Below are 15219 nucleotides of genomic sequence, written 5' to 3'. Positions count from 1 at the left end.
CGATACGGGTGCCCTGACAGAACCCTATCACGGCATCCGATGGGTGCGAACTTCGCTAAAACTACAGCTTGACCTTGGGGAAACTTTTGTCAGCCTTCCGCGCGGGCCTGGCGCTTGCGTTCGTGCGGATCCAGGTGGCGCTTGCGCAGGCGGATGTTCTTGGGCGTCACCTCGACCAGTTCGTCGTCGTTGACATAGGCGATGGCCTCTTCCAGCGACATGCGGACCGGGGGCGTCAGGCGCACGGCCTCGTCGGTGCCCGAGGCGCGGACGTTGGTCAGCTTCTTGCCTTTCAGCGGGTTCACTTCCAGGTCGTTGTCGCGGGAATGTTCGCCGATGATCATGCCCTGGTACAGCTGTTCCTGGGCGCCGATGAACATCTTGCCCCGGTCTTCCAGGTTCCACAGGGCATAGGCGACGGACACCCCGTCCTCCATGGAGATCAGGACGCCCTGGCGGCGGCCCTGGATCGGACCCTTGTAGGGAACCCAGCCGTGGAAGATGCGGTTCAAGACGCCGTTGCCGCGCGTGTCGGTCATGAATTCGCCGTGGTATCCGATCAAGCCGCGCGAGGGCACGTGCGCGACAATCCGGGTCTTGCCCACGCCCGCCGGGCGCATGTCCACCATGTCGCCCTTGCGTTCGCCGGTCAGCTTTTCGATCACCACGCCGGTGTAATCGTCGTCCACGTCGATGATGACTTCCTCGACCGGTTCCAGGCGTTGGCCGTCCTCGTCGCGGAAGATCACGCGGGGGCGGGAGATCGACAGCTCGAAGCCTTCGCGGCGCATGTTCTCGATCAGCACGCCCATCTGCAATTCGCCCCGGCCCGAGACGACAAAGGCGTCGCCGCCCGGCGTGTCCTCGACCTTGATGGCGACGTTGACCTCGGCCTCGCGCATCAGGCGTTCGCGGATCACGCGGGACTGGACCTTCTTGCCGTCCTGACCGGCCAGGGGCGAGTCGTTGATCCCGAAGGTCACGCTGATGGTGGGCGGGTCGATGGGCTGCGCGGGCAGGGCGGTGTCCACCTCCAGCGCGGCGATGGTGTCGGCGACGGTGGCCTTGGACATGCCGGCCAGGGTCACGATGTCGCCCGCCTGCGCCTCGTCGATGGTGGTCTGGGTCAGGCCGCGGAAGGCCAGGATCTTGCTGATGCGGAACTGCTCGATCCGCTCGCCGTCGCGCGACAGGGCCTTGACGGTGTCGCCTGCCTTGGCGCGGCCCGCCTCGACCCGGCCGGTCAGAAGGCGGCCCAGGAAGGGGTCGGCGGACAGCGTGGTCGCCAGCATCTGGAACGGCTCGCCCGACCGGGCGATCTGCTTGGGCGGCTGGACGTGGCTCAGGATCAGGTCGAACAGCGCCGACATGTCCTTGCGCGGACCGTCCAGCGTCTCGTCCGCCCAACCGCCGATGCCCGAGGCATAGACATGCGGGAAATCAAGCTGTTCGTCGCTGGCGCCCAAGTTCGCGAACAGGTCGAACACGTCGTTCAGCGCGTTGTCGGGTTCGGCTGCGGGCTTGTCCACCTTGTTCAGCACCACGATGGGGCGCAGGCCCAGGGCCAGCGCCTTGGCCAGCACGAACTTCGTCTGCGGCATCGGGCCTTCGGCGGCATCGACCAGCAGGCAGACGCCATCGACCATGGACAGGATCCGCTCGACCTCTCCGCCGAAATCGGCGTGGCCCGGCGTGTCCACGATGTTGATCCGCGTGCCCTTCCATTCGACCGACGTGGCCTTGGCCAGGATGGTGATGCCGCGTTCGCGTTCGATGTCGTTGCTGTCCATCGCCCGTTCGGCGACGGCCTGGTTTTCGCGGAACGACCCCGATTGGCGCAACAGCTGATCGACCAGCGTCGTCTTGCCGTGGTCAACGTGAGCGATGATGGCGATGTTGCGGATATCCATGAGCGACCTTTTCGATTTGCGGTCGCCCTAAACAATCGCAGGCCAAAAGGCCAGATGAAATCGGGACGGGACCGGTCACGACAGCGCCACGGAAAACCCCGCCGCATGACGGCGGCGGGGTCGATCGGGGCGATGGGGCAGGGGTTCAGCGGTTGCGGATGCCGCGATGCAGGCCTGCCCAGACCCGGCCTTCGTCGCGGTCATGGCCGCCGCGAATGGCCGCAAGGAAGGCCACCGCGCCCGCGATCAGGGTCGATGCGGCCAGCAGGAAGGCCGACCAGACGGCGGCGCTTCGGGCAGCCTCGGCCGCATCGATGGCGGCCTGGCGGGCTTCCTCCAGCCGCTGCGCAGCCTCGTCCTGCAGACGCTGCGCCTCGGCCTGGGCGGTGTCCAGGGCCTGTTGCGCCTGGGCCTGGACATCGGCCAGGCGCTGTTCTGCCTCGGCCCGCAGGGTCTGCACCTCGGTCACGGCCTGATCGACGCGGGCCTCTACCTCGGGTTGGGTCAGCCGGGTGCGGGCGGCGACGGCGCGGATCAGGTAATCGCGGTCTTCCTGGGGCAGTTCGCCGGTGCGCAGCACGGTGCCCACGATGCCCGCGATCTCGCTGCGGATCGCCTCGTCCGAAAAGGCATCCGGCGCGGTGTCCTGTGGGCGCAGCAGGCGGTTCGTGATGTAGTCCATCGGGTTCTGCTGCATCCCTTCGGGCAGCATGTCGTCCAGCGTGCCGCCGCCCGCGGCCTCGCCCGCGCCTTGCAGGGCGCCGCCGGCCGCCTGGCCCGCGCCGCTGATCACGCCACCCGCGACCTGGCCCACGCCGCCCACGACGCCGCCGGCCAGTTGGCCCGCGCCTTGCAGGGCGCCGCCCACGGCCGATCCGCCCGCCTCGATCGCGGTGCTTGCGGCCGAACCCACGGCGCGCACGCCGCCGGATAGCAGGCCCAGGGTCATGATCGCGCTGATCAGCGTGCCGATGGCCCAGACGGTCAGGCCATGCACGCCGTCACGGGCGCGGGTTTCATCCGCCGTCACGGTCGTGGCGGAAGCGTGGGCGGTGGCGGGGGTGCGCATCCGCCCGGCGACATATCCGCCCAACGCATAGGAAGCCAGCGTGCTGAGGAACGCGAACAGGCCGAACAGGATGGCCGCGAACGTGCCCAGGCCTTCGCCCGGTTCCGCCGAAACCGACCCCAGGCCGATGGCGGCGGTGAAGCCGGTGAAGACGACCATGGCGCCTGCGGCGATGGCGGCACCCGACAGGATGGCGGGCCAGTCCATGATGGGGCGCTGCGGGGTCGCGTCGGGATTGATGCTCATGTCGATCAGCCTTTCAGCAAGAACGGCTTAGCGAAGGCCAAGGAACGACAGGATGAACAGGACGACGACCACCAGGCCGACGATATAGATGATGGAATTCATGGTTTGTCTCCGCTGTTGATCACGCCCGGGAACCGGATTTTTCCGAACGATGGCATGGCGGTAACGCAAGGGGGAAACCCCGGTTCCCTGCAGGCGCGATCCCTCAGGCGGGGCTTCGCGGCAGCCAGCCCAGGCCCTCGGTCGTCAGCCCGGCCGGGTTGTATTCCGCGCTGACCCAACCCTTGTAGCCCGACCGGTCGAGGGCCGCGAAGAAGCCCTGATAGTCGATCATTCCGCCTGACGGTTCGTGCCGTCCCGGAACGCCGGCGATCTGGATGTGGCGGATGATGCCCGCGTGCCTGCGCCAGACAGCCATGGCGTCGCCCGTGATCCGCTGCGCGTGATAGGCATCGAATTGCAGCCCCAGGTTCGGCGCGCCCGTCTCGGCGATCAGTTCGGCCGCCAGGTCGAAATCGGCCAGGAAATAGCCGGGCTGGTCCACCGGGTTCAGCGGCTCGATCGTCAGGTTGACATGGGGCGCGCGCTCGGCGGCCCAGCGGAGGTTCCGGGCGAAGGTGTCGCGCGCCTCACGCCCCTGGGCATGGCCCGCCATGACATGGATGTGCCGCGGCCGCAGCACCCCCGCAAAGCGCAGCGCCCGATCGAAGTCGCTGCGGAACCGTTCCTCCCGGCCCGGTTCGGCGGCAAAGCCGCGCGGGCCGCCCGCCCAGTTCGGGGGCGGCGTGTTCATCAGGACGAAGTCCAGCCCCGCCGCGATGGCCGCGCGCGACAGGTCGCGGGCCGCGATGTCATAGGGGAACAGGATCTCGACGCCCTGGAAGCCTGCCTTTGCGGCGGCCGCGAATCGCTCCAGCATGGGCAGTTCGGTGAACAGCATCGTCAGGTTGGCGGCGAAACGGGGCATCACGGCTCCAACGGAAAGAAGATGCCGCCCGAGCGGATGCCGCTGCGGCCCCCCTCCTCGGCCGCGGCCTCGGCCAGGCGGTAAAAGGTCTTGCGGTCGATCAGCGCCTCCAGCCCCGCGCGGACATGGATATAGGGGCGGGGTTCGCCCGCCGTGCCGCGCAGGGTGATCGGGTTGTCCGGCCCTGCCGTCACCCGGTCGCCCACGTTGGTGGTGAAGGTCACGGCGTCCGGCGCGATCTCGGCATCGACGGCCAGGAAAGGCGCGTCCACCACGCGGATTCCCACCTTTTCGACGGGCGTGACCAGGAAGAAGCGGTCCCCCTCTCGCTTCAGGATGGTGGAAAACAGCCGCACCATCGCGGGCCTGCCGATGGGCGTGCCCTGATAGAACCAGGTGCCGTCGGCGCGGATCTCCATGTCCAGGTCGCCGCAGAAGGGCGGGTTCCACAAATGCACCGGCGCGGGTCCGCCCTTGGCCGCCTTGCTGGCGGCGGCGGCAATGCCCTCGGCGCTCACAGCTTTGTCACCGCGATCTGCCATTCCCTGTGGTCGCCTTTCGCATATCCTCTTATGGTCGGTCTAAAGCAGCGAAGGGGCATTGTCATGGCTTCGGATGAGATTCTGGTTACCCGGGTCGAACAGCTTGCGCAGGCCCTGGCCGATGCCCGCACCAGCATCGAGCGCCGTTTCGTGGGCCAGCACGAGGTGGTCGAGCAGGTCCTGGCCGCTATCCTGTCGGGCGGCCACGCGCTGCTGGTGGGCCAGCCGGGCCTGGGCAAGACCATGCTGGTCGATACGCTGTCCACGGTCCTGGGCCTGGGCAGCCAGCGCATCCAGTTCACCCCCGACCTGATGCCCGCCGACATCCTGGGGTCCGAGGTGCTGGACGTGCTGCCCGACGGTTCCCGCGCCTTCCGCTTCATCGAAGGGCCGGTCTTCACCCAGCTTCTGATGGCGGACGAGATCAACCGGGCGTCTCCCCGCACCCAATCCGCGCTGCTGCAAGCCATGCAGGAGCGAGAGGTCACGATCAGCGGCCAGCACCGCCCCTTGGGCCGCCCGTTCCACGTGCTTGCCACCCAGAACCCCATCGAGCAGGAGGGCACCTATCCGTTGCCCGAGGCGCAGCTTGACCGCTTCCTGTTGCAGATAGACGTGGATTATCCCGACCGCGACACCGAACGCGCGATCCTGCTGGCCACCACGGGGGTCGAGGACGGGCGCGCCCATGCCGCCTTCGACGCCGACAGCCTGATTGCCGCGCAGCGCCTGATCCGCCAGATGCCGGTGGGCGAAGCGGTGGTCGAGGCGATCCTGGATCTGGTCCGCGCCTGCCGCCCAGGCAGCGCCGAACAGGCCAGCTTCGTGGGCGACGCGCTGGTCTGGGGACCGGGGCCGCGCGCCGCGCAGGCCTTGATGCTGGTCACGCGGGCGCGCGCCGTGCTGAACGGCCGCTTCGCCCCCACGCTGGAGGATGTCGAGGCCATGGCCGCCCCGGTCCTGCGCCACCGCATGGCGCTGTCCTTTGCCGCCCGTGCGCGCGGGGACACCGTGGACAGCGTGATCGCCCGACTTCTGGACGGCCGCTTCGGCAGAAGCCAGGCCGCATGAGGATGCCTTGACTCGAAACCCCGCCGAGTTCCGCGCCGCCCATCTCCGTTCAGGGGCGCAATCGGCAAGCGCGCATCTGCCCGCGCTGATCCTGTCGGCCGAACGCCTGGCCGCGATGATCGCCCCCGGCGCGCACGGGTTGCGGCGCGGCGGCCCGGGCGAGGATTTCTGGCAATACCGCCCCGCTGCCCAAGGCGATTCCGCCCGCAGCATCGACTGGCGCCGGTCTGCCCGGTCGGACGCGCAATTCGTGCGCGACCGCGAGGCGCAGACGGCGCAGGCCGTGGGGCTGTGGATTTCCGCCGGGCAGGGGATGGGTTACTCCGGCAGCCCCGACCGCCCGACCAAGGCCGACCGCGCGCATCTGCTGGCGCTGGCCTTGGCGATGGTGCTGCTGCGCGGGGGGGAAAAGGTGGGGCTGCTGGGCCAGCCCGCCCGCGCGGGCCGGGTGCAGGCGGACCGGCTGGCCGAACGGATCGTGGCGCTGCGCCCGCAGGCTGGCGACGACGACGCGCCTGTCGCCGACCATCTGCGCCCGAACCAGCGGCTGGTGATCCTGTCGGATTTCCTGGACGATCCGGCCTGGGTCGATGGCCTTCTGGCGCGCGCCGCGGGCATGGGGGTCGGCGGCGTCCTGATGCAGGTGCTGGACCCGGATGAGGAAGTCTTTCCCTACAACGGCGCGGTCCTGTTCCGCTCGCTATCGGGTGCGATCCGCCATGACAGCCGCGATGCGGGGGGCCTGCGCGAGGCCTATCTGGCGCGCCTGGCCGAACGCCGTGACTGGCTGCGCCGCCGGGCAGAAGGAGCGGGCTGGCACTTTGGCCATCACACCACCGACCATGCCCCTGCCGTTGCGCTAAGCTGGCTTTATCAGGTGCTTGCGGGCTGATGTTGATGCTGGGTCCCATAGGCTTCGCGGCCCCCTGGGTGCTGACGGCGCTGATCGCGCTGCCGATCCTGTGGGTGATCCTGCGCGCCATGCCGCCCGCGCCGCGCCTTGTGGCCTTCCCCGGCGTGGCGCTGCTGCGCGGGCTGGTGGACCGCGTGCCGGTCGCCCGCCGCACGCCGTGGTGGCTGCTGCTGCTGCGCCTGGCCGCCGTGGCCGCGCTGATCCTGGGTTTTGCCGGGCCAAGCTGGAAGCCCGTGGTTGCATCCGGCCAGACCGGCCCGCTGCTGGTGGTGCTGGATGCGGGCTGGTCCGCCGCCCCCGACTGGCCCGCCCGCCTGACCCGGGCCGAGGCCGCGCTGACGGATGCCGCAGCCGAGGGCCGCCCCGCCGCCCTGCTGCTGGCCGACGGGCGCAAGGCAGGCGCCCTGGCCTTTGCCCCCGCCGACAGCCTGCTGGCCGGATTGCGCGCGGCCCAACCCCGGTCCTGGGCGACCAGCCTGCCCGAGGATCCCGCCGCGATCCTGGCCGCCGCGCCCGAAGGTCCGCTCGAGACGCTGTGGATCGCGGACGGGCTGGATCATCCGAACCGTGCCGCCTGGCTGTCCGCGCTGACGGATCGCGGGAGCGTCACCGTGGTCCCGCCCGCCCGGGCCGTCCGGTCGCTGTCGCTGCACGCGGGCGACACGCCTTCGCTGACGCTGGCCGCGATGGACGAGGCCGCGCCCGCGATCCTGGCCATCGGTCCCGACCCGCAGGGCGTCGAACGCGAACTGGCCCGCCTGACTCCCGGCGATGCCGCGACCGCCGCCGGTGTCAGCACCCGCCCCGTGGCCATCGACCTGCCCCCCGAACTGCGCAACCGCATCACCCGCTTCCAGGTCGAGGGCGATGCCCATGCCGGCGCGGTGGTCCTGGCCGACGACCGCGTGAAACGCCGCAAGGTGGGCTTGGTGGGCGAAGCCGACCGCCAGGCCGAGGGACAGGAACTGCTGTCTCAACTGCATTACCTGCGCCGCGCCCTGACGCCGACGACCAACCTGGTCGAGGGCGGTCTGGGCGATGTGCTGGACAGCGCGCCCGACGTGATCGTGCTGGCCGACCAGGTGGACCTGGCCGAGGCGGAAGACCTGGCGGATTGGGTGAACGACGGCGGGCTGCTGATCCGCTTTGCCGGGCCGCGCATGGCCGCGTTCGAGGATTTGCAGAACGAACCCCTGATCCCCGTCGCCCTGCGCCAGGGCGGGCGCGACATCGGCGGCGCGCTGTCCTGGGGCGATCCGCGCGCCATCCTGCCCTTTGCGGCGAATGGCGTCTTCGCGGGCCTGACCCCGCCCGCCGAAGTCGCGATCCGCGCGCAACTGATGGCGCAGCCCGCGCCCGATCTGGCGGACAAGACCCTGGCCTCGCTGACGGACAACACGCCCCTGGTGACGCGCGCCCGCGCGGGGCAGGGGCAGGTGGTGCTGTTCCACGTCACCGCCAATGCCGAATGGTCGAACCTGCCGATCTCGGGCCTGTTCGTGGACATGCTGAACCGGCTGGTCGAGACCGCCCGCGTCTCGCCTGCCGAGGCGCAGGGGGATAACCGCGACCAGCCCTTCTGGACGGCCGAGACCGTGCTGGACGGCTTTGGCCGCGCCTCGCCCGCAGAAGGACTGGCCCCGGTGCCCGCCGCCGACCTGGCGCTTGGCCCCGGCCCGGACCGCCCGGCGGGCATCTATGCCGCGGGCGAACGGCGGGTGGCGCTGAACGCGGGCGGGCCGCTGGCGCGGGCCGAATGGCCGGGCGCGACCGTCGAGGCGACCGGCACGACGGGCGGGCGCGACCTGAAGGGACCGTTGCTGGCCTTGGCCGCCCTGATCCTGGCGCTGGACGCGCTCGGCTCGGCGGCGCTGGTGCAGGGCGGGCGGGTCGCGGCGGCCCTTCTGCTGGCGCTTCTGGTCCAGCCCGTGCCGCCTGCCGCCGCGCAGGATCTGGACCGCGAACTGGTCCGCGCCGCCAACGAGGTCGCGCTGGCCTATGTCGTGACCGGCGACGCCCGCGTGGACGAGGCGTCCCGCCAAGGCTTGCGGGGGTTGTCGGCGGTGCTGGCGCAGCGCACCTCGGTCGAGCCGGGGGAACCGGTGGCCGTCGATCTGGACGATGACGACCTGTCGATGCTGACGATGCTGTACTGGCCGATCACCGACACGCAGGCAGCGCCGTCGCCGCAGGCTTACGTTCGGCTCAATCACTTCATGCGCTCGGGGGGCATGATCCTGTTCGACACGCGCGACGGCGATGTCGCGGGCGTGGGCGGGCCGGACATGTCGCAGGCCTTGCAGGCCCTGGCCTCGCCCCTGGAAATCCCGCCGCTGTCGCCTATCCCGCAAGACCACGTCCTGACCCGCAGCTTCTATATGCTGGCCGATTTCCCGGGCCGATGGCAGGGCAACCCCGTCTGGCTGGAAGCGCCCCCCGCGGGCGCCGAGGCTGCCGAGGGCGTGCCCTTCCGCCAGTTGAACGACGGCGTCAGCCCGGTCGTGATCGGCGGCAATTCCTGGGCCGAGGCCTGGGCCGTGGACGCCAACGGCTTTCCCGCCTATCCCATCGGCCGTGGCTGGGAAGGCGAGCAGCAGCGCGAGATGGCCTTCAGGTTCGGCGTGAACCTGATGATGTATGTGCTGACCGGCAATTACAAATCCGACCAGGTCCATGTTCCCGCCCTTCTGGACCGGATGCGGACCGAGGAGACGCTTGGCCCATGACCCAGCTTCGCTTCGATCCCCTGCTGCCCTGGTGGGCCATCGCCATTCTGGCCGCGCTGGCGGTTCTGGTCGCGGGTTTCGCGCTGTGGCGGGGCTTGCGCGGGTGGGCCTGGCGCGGGCTTGCGGGGCTTGCCGCCGCGCTGGCCGTGGCCGGTCCTGCGCTGGAGATCGGCAGCCGCACGGGCCTGTCGGACATCGTGATCCTGATCGACGACCGCTCGGCCAGCCAGACCCTGCCGGAACGCAGCGTGCAGGCGGACGGGGCCGTCGATGCCCTGACCCGCCAGATCGCCGCGCTGCCCAACACCGAGTTGCGCCGCGTCACGGTGGGCGACAACGACGACGGCACCCTGCTTGCGACCGAGATGGCCCGCGCCATCGCGGCCGAACCCGAAACCCGGCTGGCGGGCGTGATCGCCGTCACCGACGGGCGGCTGCACGACCCGGCCATGCTGCCACCTGCCGTCCCCGCGCCGGTCCATGTCCTGCTGACCGGCCGCCCCCAGGACTGGGACCGCCGCCTGGTGATCGAGGAAGCCCCCGCCTTCGGCCTGATCGACCAGCAGGTGACGATTCGCCTGCGCATCGAGGACCAGGGCGCCGTCCCGCCCGAGGCGCAGACGGGTTCCGTCAACCTGCGCCTGTCCCTGGACGGAGAAGACGAGCAGGTGGTGGCCGTGTCCCTGGGCCAGCCGATCACCCTGCCGCTGACGCTGGACCACGCGGGCCAGAACGTCGTCCAGATCGCTTTCGATGCCCCCGAAGGCGGCGAGTTGACCGACCGCAACAACGCCGCCGCCATCAGCATCAACGGCGTGCGCGACCGGCTGCGCGTGCTGCTGGTGTCGGGCGAACCCCACGCAGGCGAACGGACCTGGCGCAACCTGCTGAAATCGGACGCGGCGGTCGATCTGATCCACTTCACCATCCTGCGCCCGCCCGACAAGTCCGACGGCGTGCCGGTGAACGAACTGTCCTTGATCGCATTCCCGACCCAGGAACTGTTCATGGAGCGGATCGAGGATTTCGACCTCATCATCTTCGACCGCTACAGCGTGCGGGGCATCCTGCCGCCGGATTACTATGCCAACATCGCGCAATATGTCGAAGACGGCGGCGCGATCCTGGTCTCGGCGGGGCCGGAGATGGCGGGGGTGGAGAGCCTCTACCTCTCGCCCCTGGGCCGCATCCTGCCCGCGCGTCCCACCGGGCAGGTGCTGGAGGAACCCTTTCTGCCGCGCCTGACCGAGGATGGCCAGCGCCACCCCGTCACCGCCGGGCTGCCGGGATCGGAAGGCGAGGATCCCACCTGGGGCCGATGGCTGCGCATGGCGACGGTCACGCCCGATCCCGGCGCGCAGGTCGCCATGACCGGGGTGGACGACCAGCCGCTGCTGATCCTGAACCGCGTGGGCGAGGGGCGGGTGGCGCTGCTGACCTCGGACCAGGTGTGGCTGTGGGGGCGCGGCTTCGAGGGCGGCGGGCCGCAGCTGGAACTGCTGCGCCGCATTGCCCACTGGTCGATGAAGGAACCGGAACTGGAGGAGGAGGCGCTGCTGGCCGATGTCGCGGGCGACTTGTCGGTCCGCTTCACCCGCCGCACCATGGCGGACAGCGCCGGGCCGCTGGTCGTGACCCGCCCCGATGGCGGGACCGAGGAGGTTCCGCTGGTCCCCGCCGGCCCGGGCCGCTTCACTGCGGACTGGACCGCGCCGGAACCGGGCCTCTACCGCCTGGCCGACGGCGAGTTGCGCCGGGTGCTGGCGCTTGGCCCTGCCGCGCCGCGCGAGTTCGAGCAGACCGTGGCCGATGCCGCGGCCCTGGCGCCCCTAGTCACGGCGACGGGCGGGGGCGTGGTGGCCCTGTCGGACGGGGTGCCCGACCTGCGCACCGTGGCGCCCGGCCGGACCGCGCATGGCAGCGCGGGCCTGGGCGACTGGATTGCCCTCACTCCGCGCGAGGCGGCATCCGTCACCGGGCTGGAACGACGGGCGCTGCTGCCGGGTTGGGCCTGGCTTTTGCTGGTGGCGGGCCTGATCCTGACCGGCTGGCTGCGCGAAGGACGCGCCGGACGCGGCAGCGGAGGGGCGCCGAGGGCCGGGGCAGCGGCCCCCTGATCGGCTTGCCAACGGCCAAGGGCATTGCTAACCGGGACAAAACGCCCCGAAGGAACGATCATGGCCGACGAAACGCGCGCCCCCGCCCCTTACACCCAGGCCGATCTGTCGCTGATCAAGCGCATCATCCCGCACCGCTATCCGTTCCTGTTCATCGACAAGGTGCGCGACATCGTCCCCCACGAAGGCGGCGTGGGCGTCAAGATGGTCACGAACAACGAACCCCATTTCCAGGGCCATTTCCCCGAGGAACCCGTGATGCCGGGCGTCACCATCGTCGAGGCGATGGCCCAGACCGCGGCCGTGATCGTGGGCATCAGCATGAACATCATCGACCGGCCCTTGGCGACCTATTTCATGGGCATCGACAAGTGCAAGTTCCGCCGCATGGTCGTGCCCGGCGACGTGCTGGAACTGCATTGCAAGGCCCTGCGCGGCGGCGGCAAGATCTGGAAGTTCGAGGGGCGCGCGACCGTGGACGGCCAGCTGTGCGCCTCCGCCGAATTCACCGCCATGATGGCGCTGAAGGCCGATGACTGACATCCACCCCACTGCCGTGGTCGAGGACGGCGCGCAGATCGGCGCGGGCGTCCGCATCGGGCCGTTCTGCGTGATCGGTCCCAGGGTGCGGCTGGCCGAGGGCGTGGTGCTGAAATCCCACGTCGCCATCGCCGGGGATACCAGCGTTGGCGAGGGCACGGTGATCTTTCCCTTCGCCTCGATCGGCGAGGTGCCGCAGGATCTGAAGTTCAAGGGCGAGGACGTGCGGCTGGAAATCGGCGCGCGCAACCGCATCCGCGAATATGTCACCATGAACCCCGGCACCGAAGGGGGCGGCAGGGTGACGCGCATCGGCGACGACGGGCTGTTCATGGCGGGCTGCCATGTGGGCCACGACTGCCAGCTGGGCGACCGGGTGATCCTGGTGAACAACGCATCCCTGGCCGGGCATTGCCACCTGGACGACGACGTGATCATCGGCGGGCTGTCGGGCGTGCATCAATGGGTGCGCATCGGGCGCGGCGCGATGATCGGCGCGGTGACGATGGTGACGGCGGACGTGATCCCCTATGGCCTCGTGCAGGGACCGCGCGGGCATCTGGACGGGCTGAACCTGGTCGGGCTGAAACGCCGGGGCGCCAGCCGCGCCGACATCCACGAATTGCGGGAAATGCTGGACAAGCTGGGCGGCGGCAGCTTCCGCGACCGCGCCCGCCATCTGGCCGAGGGCGAAACCGGGCCGATGGTCCGCGACGTGCTGGACTTCATCCTCGGCCCGTCCGACCGCAGCTTCCTGACCCCGAAATCCGAATGACCCGCACCGCCATCATCGCAGGCCAGGGCGCCCTGGCCCCCGCCGTCATCGCCGCGCTGGACGCGCCGCTGGTCTATGCGCTGGACGGCTTCGCGCCCGAAGGGGTCGAGGCGCAGCCCTTCCGGCTGGAGCGGCTGGTGCCGTTCCTGGACAGCCTCATCGACCAGGACGTGTCGCGCGTGGTCTTTGCCGGCGCGATCCGCCGCCCGCGGTTGGACCCGGAACTGTTCGACAACCGCACCGCGCAACTGGTGCCGCGCATCATGATGGCGATGCAGTCGGGCGACGACGGCGCGCTGCGGGCGGTGCTGGACGTGTTCGGGGACCATGGACTGCAGATCGCCTCGGTCGCCGAGGTTGCCCCGGACCTGATCCCCGGCGAAGGGGTGCTGACGGGCGAGCCTTCCGCCGCCGACCGCCGCGACGCGGCCCGCGCCGCGCTGATCCTGCAAACGCTGGGACCGCTGGACGTGGGGCAGGGGGTCGTCGTGGCCCAGGGCCAGTGCCTTGCCATCGAGACGCTGCCGGGCACGGCTGCCATGCTGGACTTCGCGGCGCGTCATGCGGGGCTGCGGCCCAATCCGAACGGCGCCAAGGGCGTGTTCTGGAAGGCGCCAAAGCCCGGCCAGGACATGCGCATCGACCTGCCGACGCTTGGTCCCGACAGCGTGACCCAGGCTGCGGCGGCTGGCCTGGCGGGGATTGCCTGGCAAGCGGGCGGCGTGATCCTGCTGGACCGGGCAGAGGCGATCCGTCGCGCGCAATCGGCAGGGTTGTTTTTGTGGGCGATGTCGCATTTGGATATTTGAGTGAAGAAGAAATCTTGGCCGAGCCGTCAGGCGAAGGTGGACCCATGAAGTTCTTCCTGATCGCGGGCGAGCCTTCGGGCGACCTTCTGGGCGGGGCGCTGATGGCAGGGCTGCGCGAACTGGTGCCGGATGCGGAATTCGTGGGCATCGGCGGCGAGGCGATGACGGCGCAGGGCCTGGACAGCCTGTTTCCCATGGGGGAACTGAGCGTCATGGGCATCTGGGAAGTGCTGCCGAAATACCGCCACCTGAAACGCCGCATCGCCGAAACGGCGGCCCGCGTCGCGGCGGAAAACCCCGACGCGCTGATCGGCATCGACAGTCCGGATTTCTGCCTGCGCGTGGCCCGCGCCGCGCGGGCGGAACGGCCCGGCTTGCGGGTGATCCATTACGTCGCGCCCTCGGTCTGGGCCTGGCGGCCAGGGCGGGCGCTGAAGATGGCCGAGGTGGTGGATCACGTCCTGGCGATCCTGCCCTTCGAGCCGCCCTTGATGCAGGCCGCGGGCATGACCTGCGATTTCGTGGGCCATCCCATCGCCACCGCCCCCGTGGCCGGTCCCGACGACGCGGCGCTGTTCCGCGACCGCCATGCCATCGCGCCCGAAAGCCCGGTCGTGCTGTGCCTGCCGGGATCGCGGCAGGGCGAGGTCGCGCGCCTGCTGCCTCGGTTCGGGCAGGCCCTGGACATCGCGCGCCGCGATACTCCGGACATGCGCGTGGTGCTGCCCACCGTCCCGGGGGTCGCGCCCCTGGTCGCATCCCTGACCGCGTCCTGGACCGCGCCGCCCATCGTGGTCGCGGAGGCCGAGGACAAGCGCGCGAGTTTCGCGGCGGCGGACGCGGCCCTGGCGGCATCCGGCACGGTCAGCCTGGATCTGGCGGCGAACCGGGTGCCCATGGTGATCGGCTACGACATGGCGCCGGTCAGCCGCTGGCTGGTCGGGATGCTGCTGAAAACCGAAACGGTGACGCTGGTCAACCTGGTCAGCGACACGCGCGCGGTGCCGGAATTCCTGGGCCGGAACTGCAAGCCCGCGCCGATGGCGCAGGCGCTGCGCGGGCTGCTGGACGACCCTGCCGCCCGGACCGCGCAGTTGGACGCGATGGACCTGACCATGGACCGCCTGGGCAAGGGGGGCGAGGCGCCGGGCCTGCGCGCGGCCCGGTCCGTTCTTGGCGCGATCAGAGAACCGCGGTGACGATCACCTCGACCTTGTAGTCGGGGGTGGCCAGCTTCGCCTCTCCGGTCGCGCGGGCGGGGGCGTGGCCCTGGGGCGCCCACCCGTCCCAGACAGCGTTCATTTCGGCGAAATCGGCCATGTCTGCTAGCCATATCTGCGCGGACACGATGCGGGTCTTGTCGGTGCCCGCAAGGGCCAGCAGGCGGTCCACCTGCTCCAGCACGGCGCGGGTCTGGTCGGCGACGGATGCGCCCGGCTCGCCCACCTGGCCCGCCAGCCAGACGATGCCGTTCGCGATGACCGCCTGGCTCATGCGCGGGCCGGTCTCGATACGCTTGATGTCGCTCATGGTC

13 protein-coding genes are annotated in these 15219 nt (G+C 70.2%); 8 read left to right on the top strand and 5 right to left on the bottom strand.

The window, feature by feature from the left end; translation table 11 throughout:
* Positions 1 to 89 precede the first annotated feature (89 nt).
* The 4 genes from typA to GIY56_RS01245 all read right to left on the bottom strand — a co-directional run bounded on the left by typA (position 90) and on the right by GIY56_RS01245 (position 4734).
* Positions 90 to 1910 (bottom strand): translational GTPase TypA, encoded by a 1821-nt coding sequence (gene typA, locus GIY56_RS01265; protein ID WP_154763002.1) that lies wholly within the window; start codon positions 1908 to 1910, stop codon positions 90 to 92.
* 145 nt (positions 1911 to 2055) lie between these two features.
* The gene (locus tag GIY56_RS01260; RefSeq protein ID WP_154763001.1) at positions 2056 to 3225 is read right to left on the bottom strand and encodes a hypothetical protein; all 1170 of its coding nucleotides are present in this window, start codon (positions 3223 to 3225) and stop codon (positions 2056 to 2058) included.
* Between the two features lie 205 nt (positions 3226 to 3430).
* Positions 3431 to 4192: a hydroxypyruvate isomerase family protein gene (locus tag GIY56_RS01250; RefSeq protein ID WP_154762999.1), complete on the bottom strand. Its 762-nt coding sequence runs from the start codon at positions 4190 to 4192 to the stop codon at positions 3431 to 3433.
* Complete coding sequence (locus GIY56_RS01245; protein ID WP_154762998.1) at positions 4192 to 4734, bottom strand: DUF1285 domain-containing protein; 543 nt, start codon at positions 4732 to 4734, stop codon at positions 4192 to 4194. Before GIY56_RS01245 ends, GIY56_RS01250 begins: the two co-directional genes overlap by 1 nt.
* Positions 4735 to 4797: 63 nt before the next feature.
* On the opposite strand from GIY56_RS01245, the gene GIY56_RS01240 reads away from it, so the two are divergent.
* Genes GIY56_RS01240 through lpxB form a run of 8 tightly spaced genes read left to right on the top strand, consistent with a single transcriptional unit; the run spans position 4798 to position 14884 of the window.
* Positions 4798 to 5805: an AAA family ATPase gene (locus tag GIY56_RS01240; RefSeq protein WP_154762997.1), complete on the top strand. Its 1008-nt coding sequence runs from the start codon at positions 4798 to 4800 to the stop codon at positions 5803 to 5805.
* Between the two features lie 7 nt (positions 5806 to 5812).
* Entirely contained in the window at positions 5813 to 6697 is an 885-nt protein-coding gene (locus tag GIY56_RS01235) for a DUF58 domain-containing protein (RefSeq protein WP_230312212.1), read from the top strand.
* Complete coding sequence (locus GIY56_RS01230) at positions 6697 to 9444, top strand: DUF4159 domain-containing protein (protein WP_154762996.1); 2748 nt, start codon at positions 6697 to 6699, stop codon at positions 9442 to 9444. The genes GIY56_RS01235 and GIY56_RS01230 overlap by 1 nt, the downstream gene beginning before the upstream one ends.
* On the top strand, positions 9441 to 11561 hold the full coding sequence (locus tag GIY56_RS01225) for a hypothetical protein (protein ID WP_154762995.1): 2121 nt from the start codon (positions 9441 to 9443) through the stop codon (positions 11559 to 11561). Before GIY56_RS01230 ends, GIY56_RS01225 begins: the two co-directional genes overlap by 4 nt.
* A 60-nt stretch (positions 11562 to 11621) precedes the next feature.
* Positions 11622 to 12101: a 3-hydroxyacyl-ACP dehydratase FabZ gene (gene fabZ, locus GIY56_RS01220; RefSeq protein ID WP_154762994.1), complete on the top strand. Its 480-nt coding sequence runs from the start codon at positions 11622 to 11624 to the stop codon at positions 12099 to 12101.
* Complete coding sequence (lpxA, locus tag GIY56_RS01215; RefSeq protein WP_154762993.1) at positions 12094 to 12876, top strand: acyl-ACP--UDP-N-acetylglucosamine O-acyltransferase; 783 nt, start codon at positions 12094 to 12096, stop codon at positions 12874 to 12876. Before fabZ ends, lpxA begins: the two co-directional genes overlap by 8 nt.
* On the top strand, positions 12873 to 13685 hold the full coding sequence (locus GIY56_RS01210) for an LpxI family protein (RefSeq protein ID WP_154762992.1): 813 nt from the start codon (positions 12873 to 12875) through the stop codon (positions 13683 to 13685). The genes lpxA and GIY56_RS01210 overlap by 4 nt, the downstream gene beginning before the upstream one ends.
* Before the next feature lie 44 nt (positions 13686 to 13729).
* A complete protein-coding gene (gene lpxB / locus GIY56_RS01205) occupies positions 13730 to 14884 on the top strand; it encodes a lipid-A-disaccharide synthase (RefSeq protein WP_154762991.1) in 1155 nt (384 codons plus the stop codon).
* Here lpxB and GIY56_RS01200 read toward each other — a convergent pair.
* Positions 14868 to 15215: a RidA family protein gene (locus tag GIY56_RS01200; protein WP_154762990.1), complete on the bottom strand. Its 348-nt coding sequence runs from the start codon at positions 15213 to 15215 to the stop codon at positions 14868 to 14870. The genes lpxB and GIY56_RS01200 overlap by 17 nt on opposite strands.
* Positions 15216 to 15219: the final 4 nt, after the last annotated feature.

Source organism: Paracoccus lichenicola, assembly GCF_009708075.1.
GTDB lineage: Bacteria > Pseudomonadota > Alphaproteobacteria > Rhodobacterales > Rhodobacteraceae > Paracoccus > Paracoccus lichenicola.
This window is presented reverse-complemented; position numbering and strand designations above follow the sequence as displayed.

Bases quoted from the DNA above. Each gene is read 5' to 3' on its own strand.
- GIY56_RS01200 (WP_154762990.1), bottom strand. From the start codon at position 15,215: ATGAGCGACATCAAGCGTATCGAGACCGGCCCGCGCATGAGCCAGGCG.
- GIY56_RS01260 (WP_154763001.1), bottom strand. From the start codon at position 3,225: ATGAGCATCAATCCCGACGCGACCCCGCAGCGCCCCATCATGGACTGG.
- GIY56_RS01225 (WP_154762995.1), top strand. From the start codon at position 9,441: ATGACCCAGCTTCGCTTCGATCCCCTGCTGCCCTGGTGGGCCATCGCC.
- GIY56_RS01210 (WP_154762992.1), top strand. From the start codon at position 12,873: ATGACCCGCACCGCCATCATCGCAGGCCAGGGCGCCCTGGCCCCCGCC.
- GIY56_RS01245 (WP_154762998.1), bottom strand. From the start codon at position 4,734: ATGGCAGATCGCGGTGACAAAGCTGTGAGCGCCGAGGGCATTGCCGCC.
- lpxB (WP_154762991.1), top strand. From the start codon at position 13,730: ATGAAGTTCTTCCTGATCGCGGGCGAGCCTTCGGGCGACCTTCTGGGC.
- GIY56_RS01230 (WP_154762996.1), top strand. From the start codon at position 6,697: ATGTTGATGCTGGGTCCCATAGGCTTCGCGGCCCCCTGGGTGCTGACG.
- GIY56_RS01250 (WP_154762999.1), bottom strand. From the start codon at position 4,192: ATGCCCCGTTTCGCCGCCAACCTGACGATGCTGTTCACCGAACTGCCC.
- typA (WP_154763002.1), bottom strand. From the start codon at position 1,910: ATGGATATCCGCAACATCGCCATCATCGCTCACGTTGACCACGGCAAG.
- GIY56_RS01240 (WP_154762997.1), top strand. From the start codon at position 4,798: ATGGCTTCGGATGAGATTCTGGTTACCCGGGTCGAACAGCTTGCGCAG.
- fabZ (WP_154762994.1), top strand. From the start codon at position 11,622: ATGGCCGACGAAACGCGCGCCCCCGCCCCTTACACCCAGGCCGATCTG.
- lpxA (WP_154762993.1), top strand. From the start codon at position 12,094: ATGACTGACATCCACCCCACTGCCGTGGTCGAGGACGGCGCGCAGATC.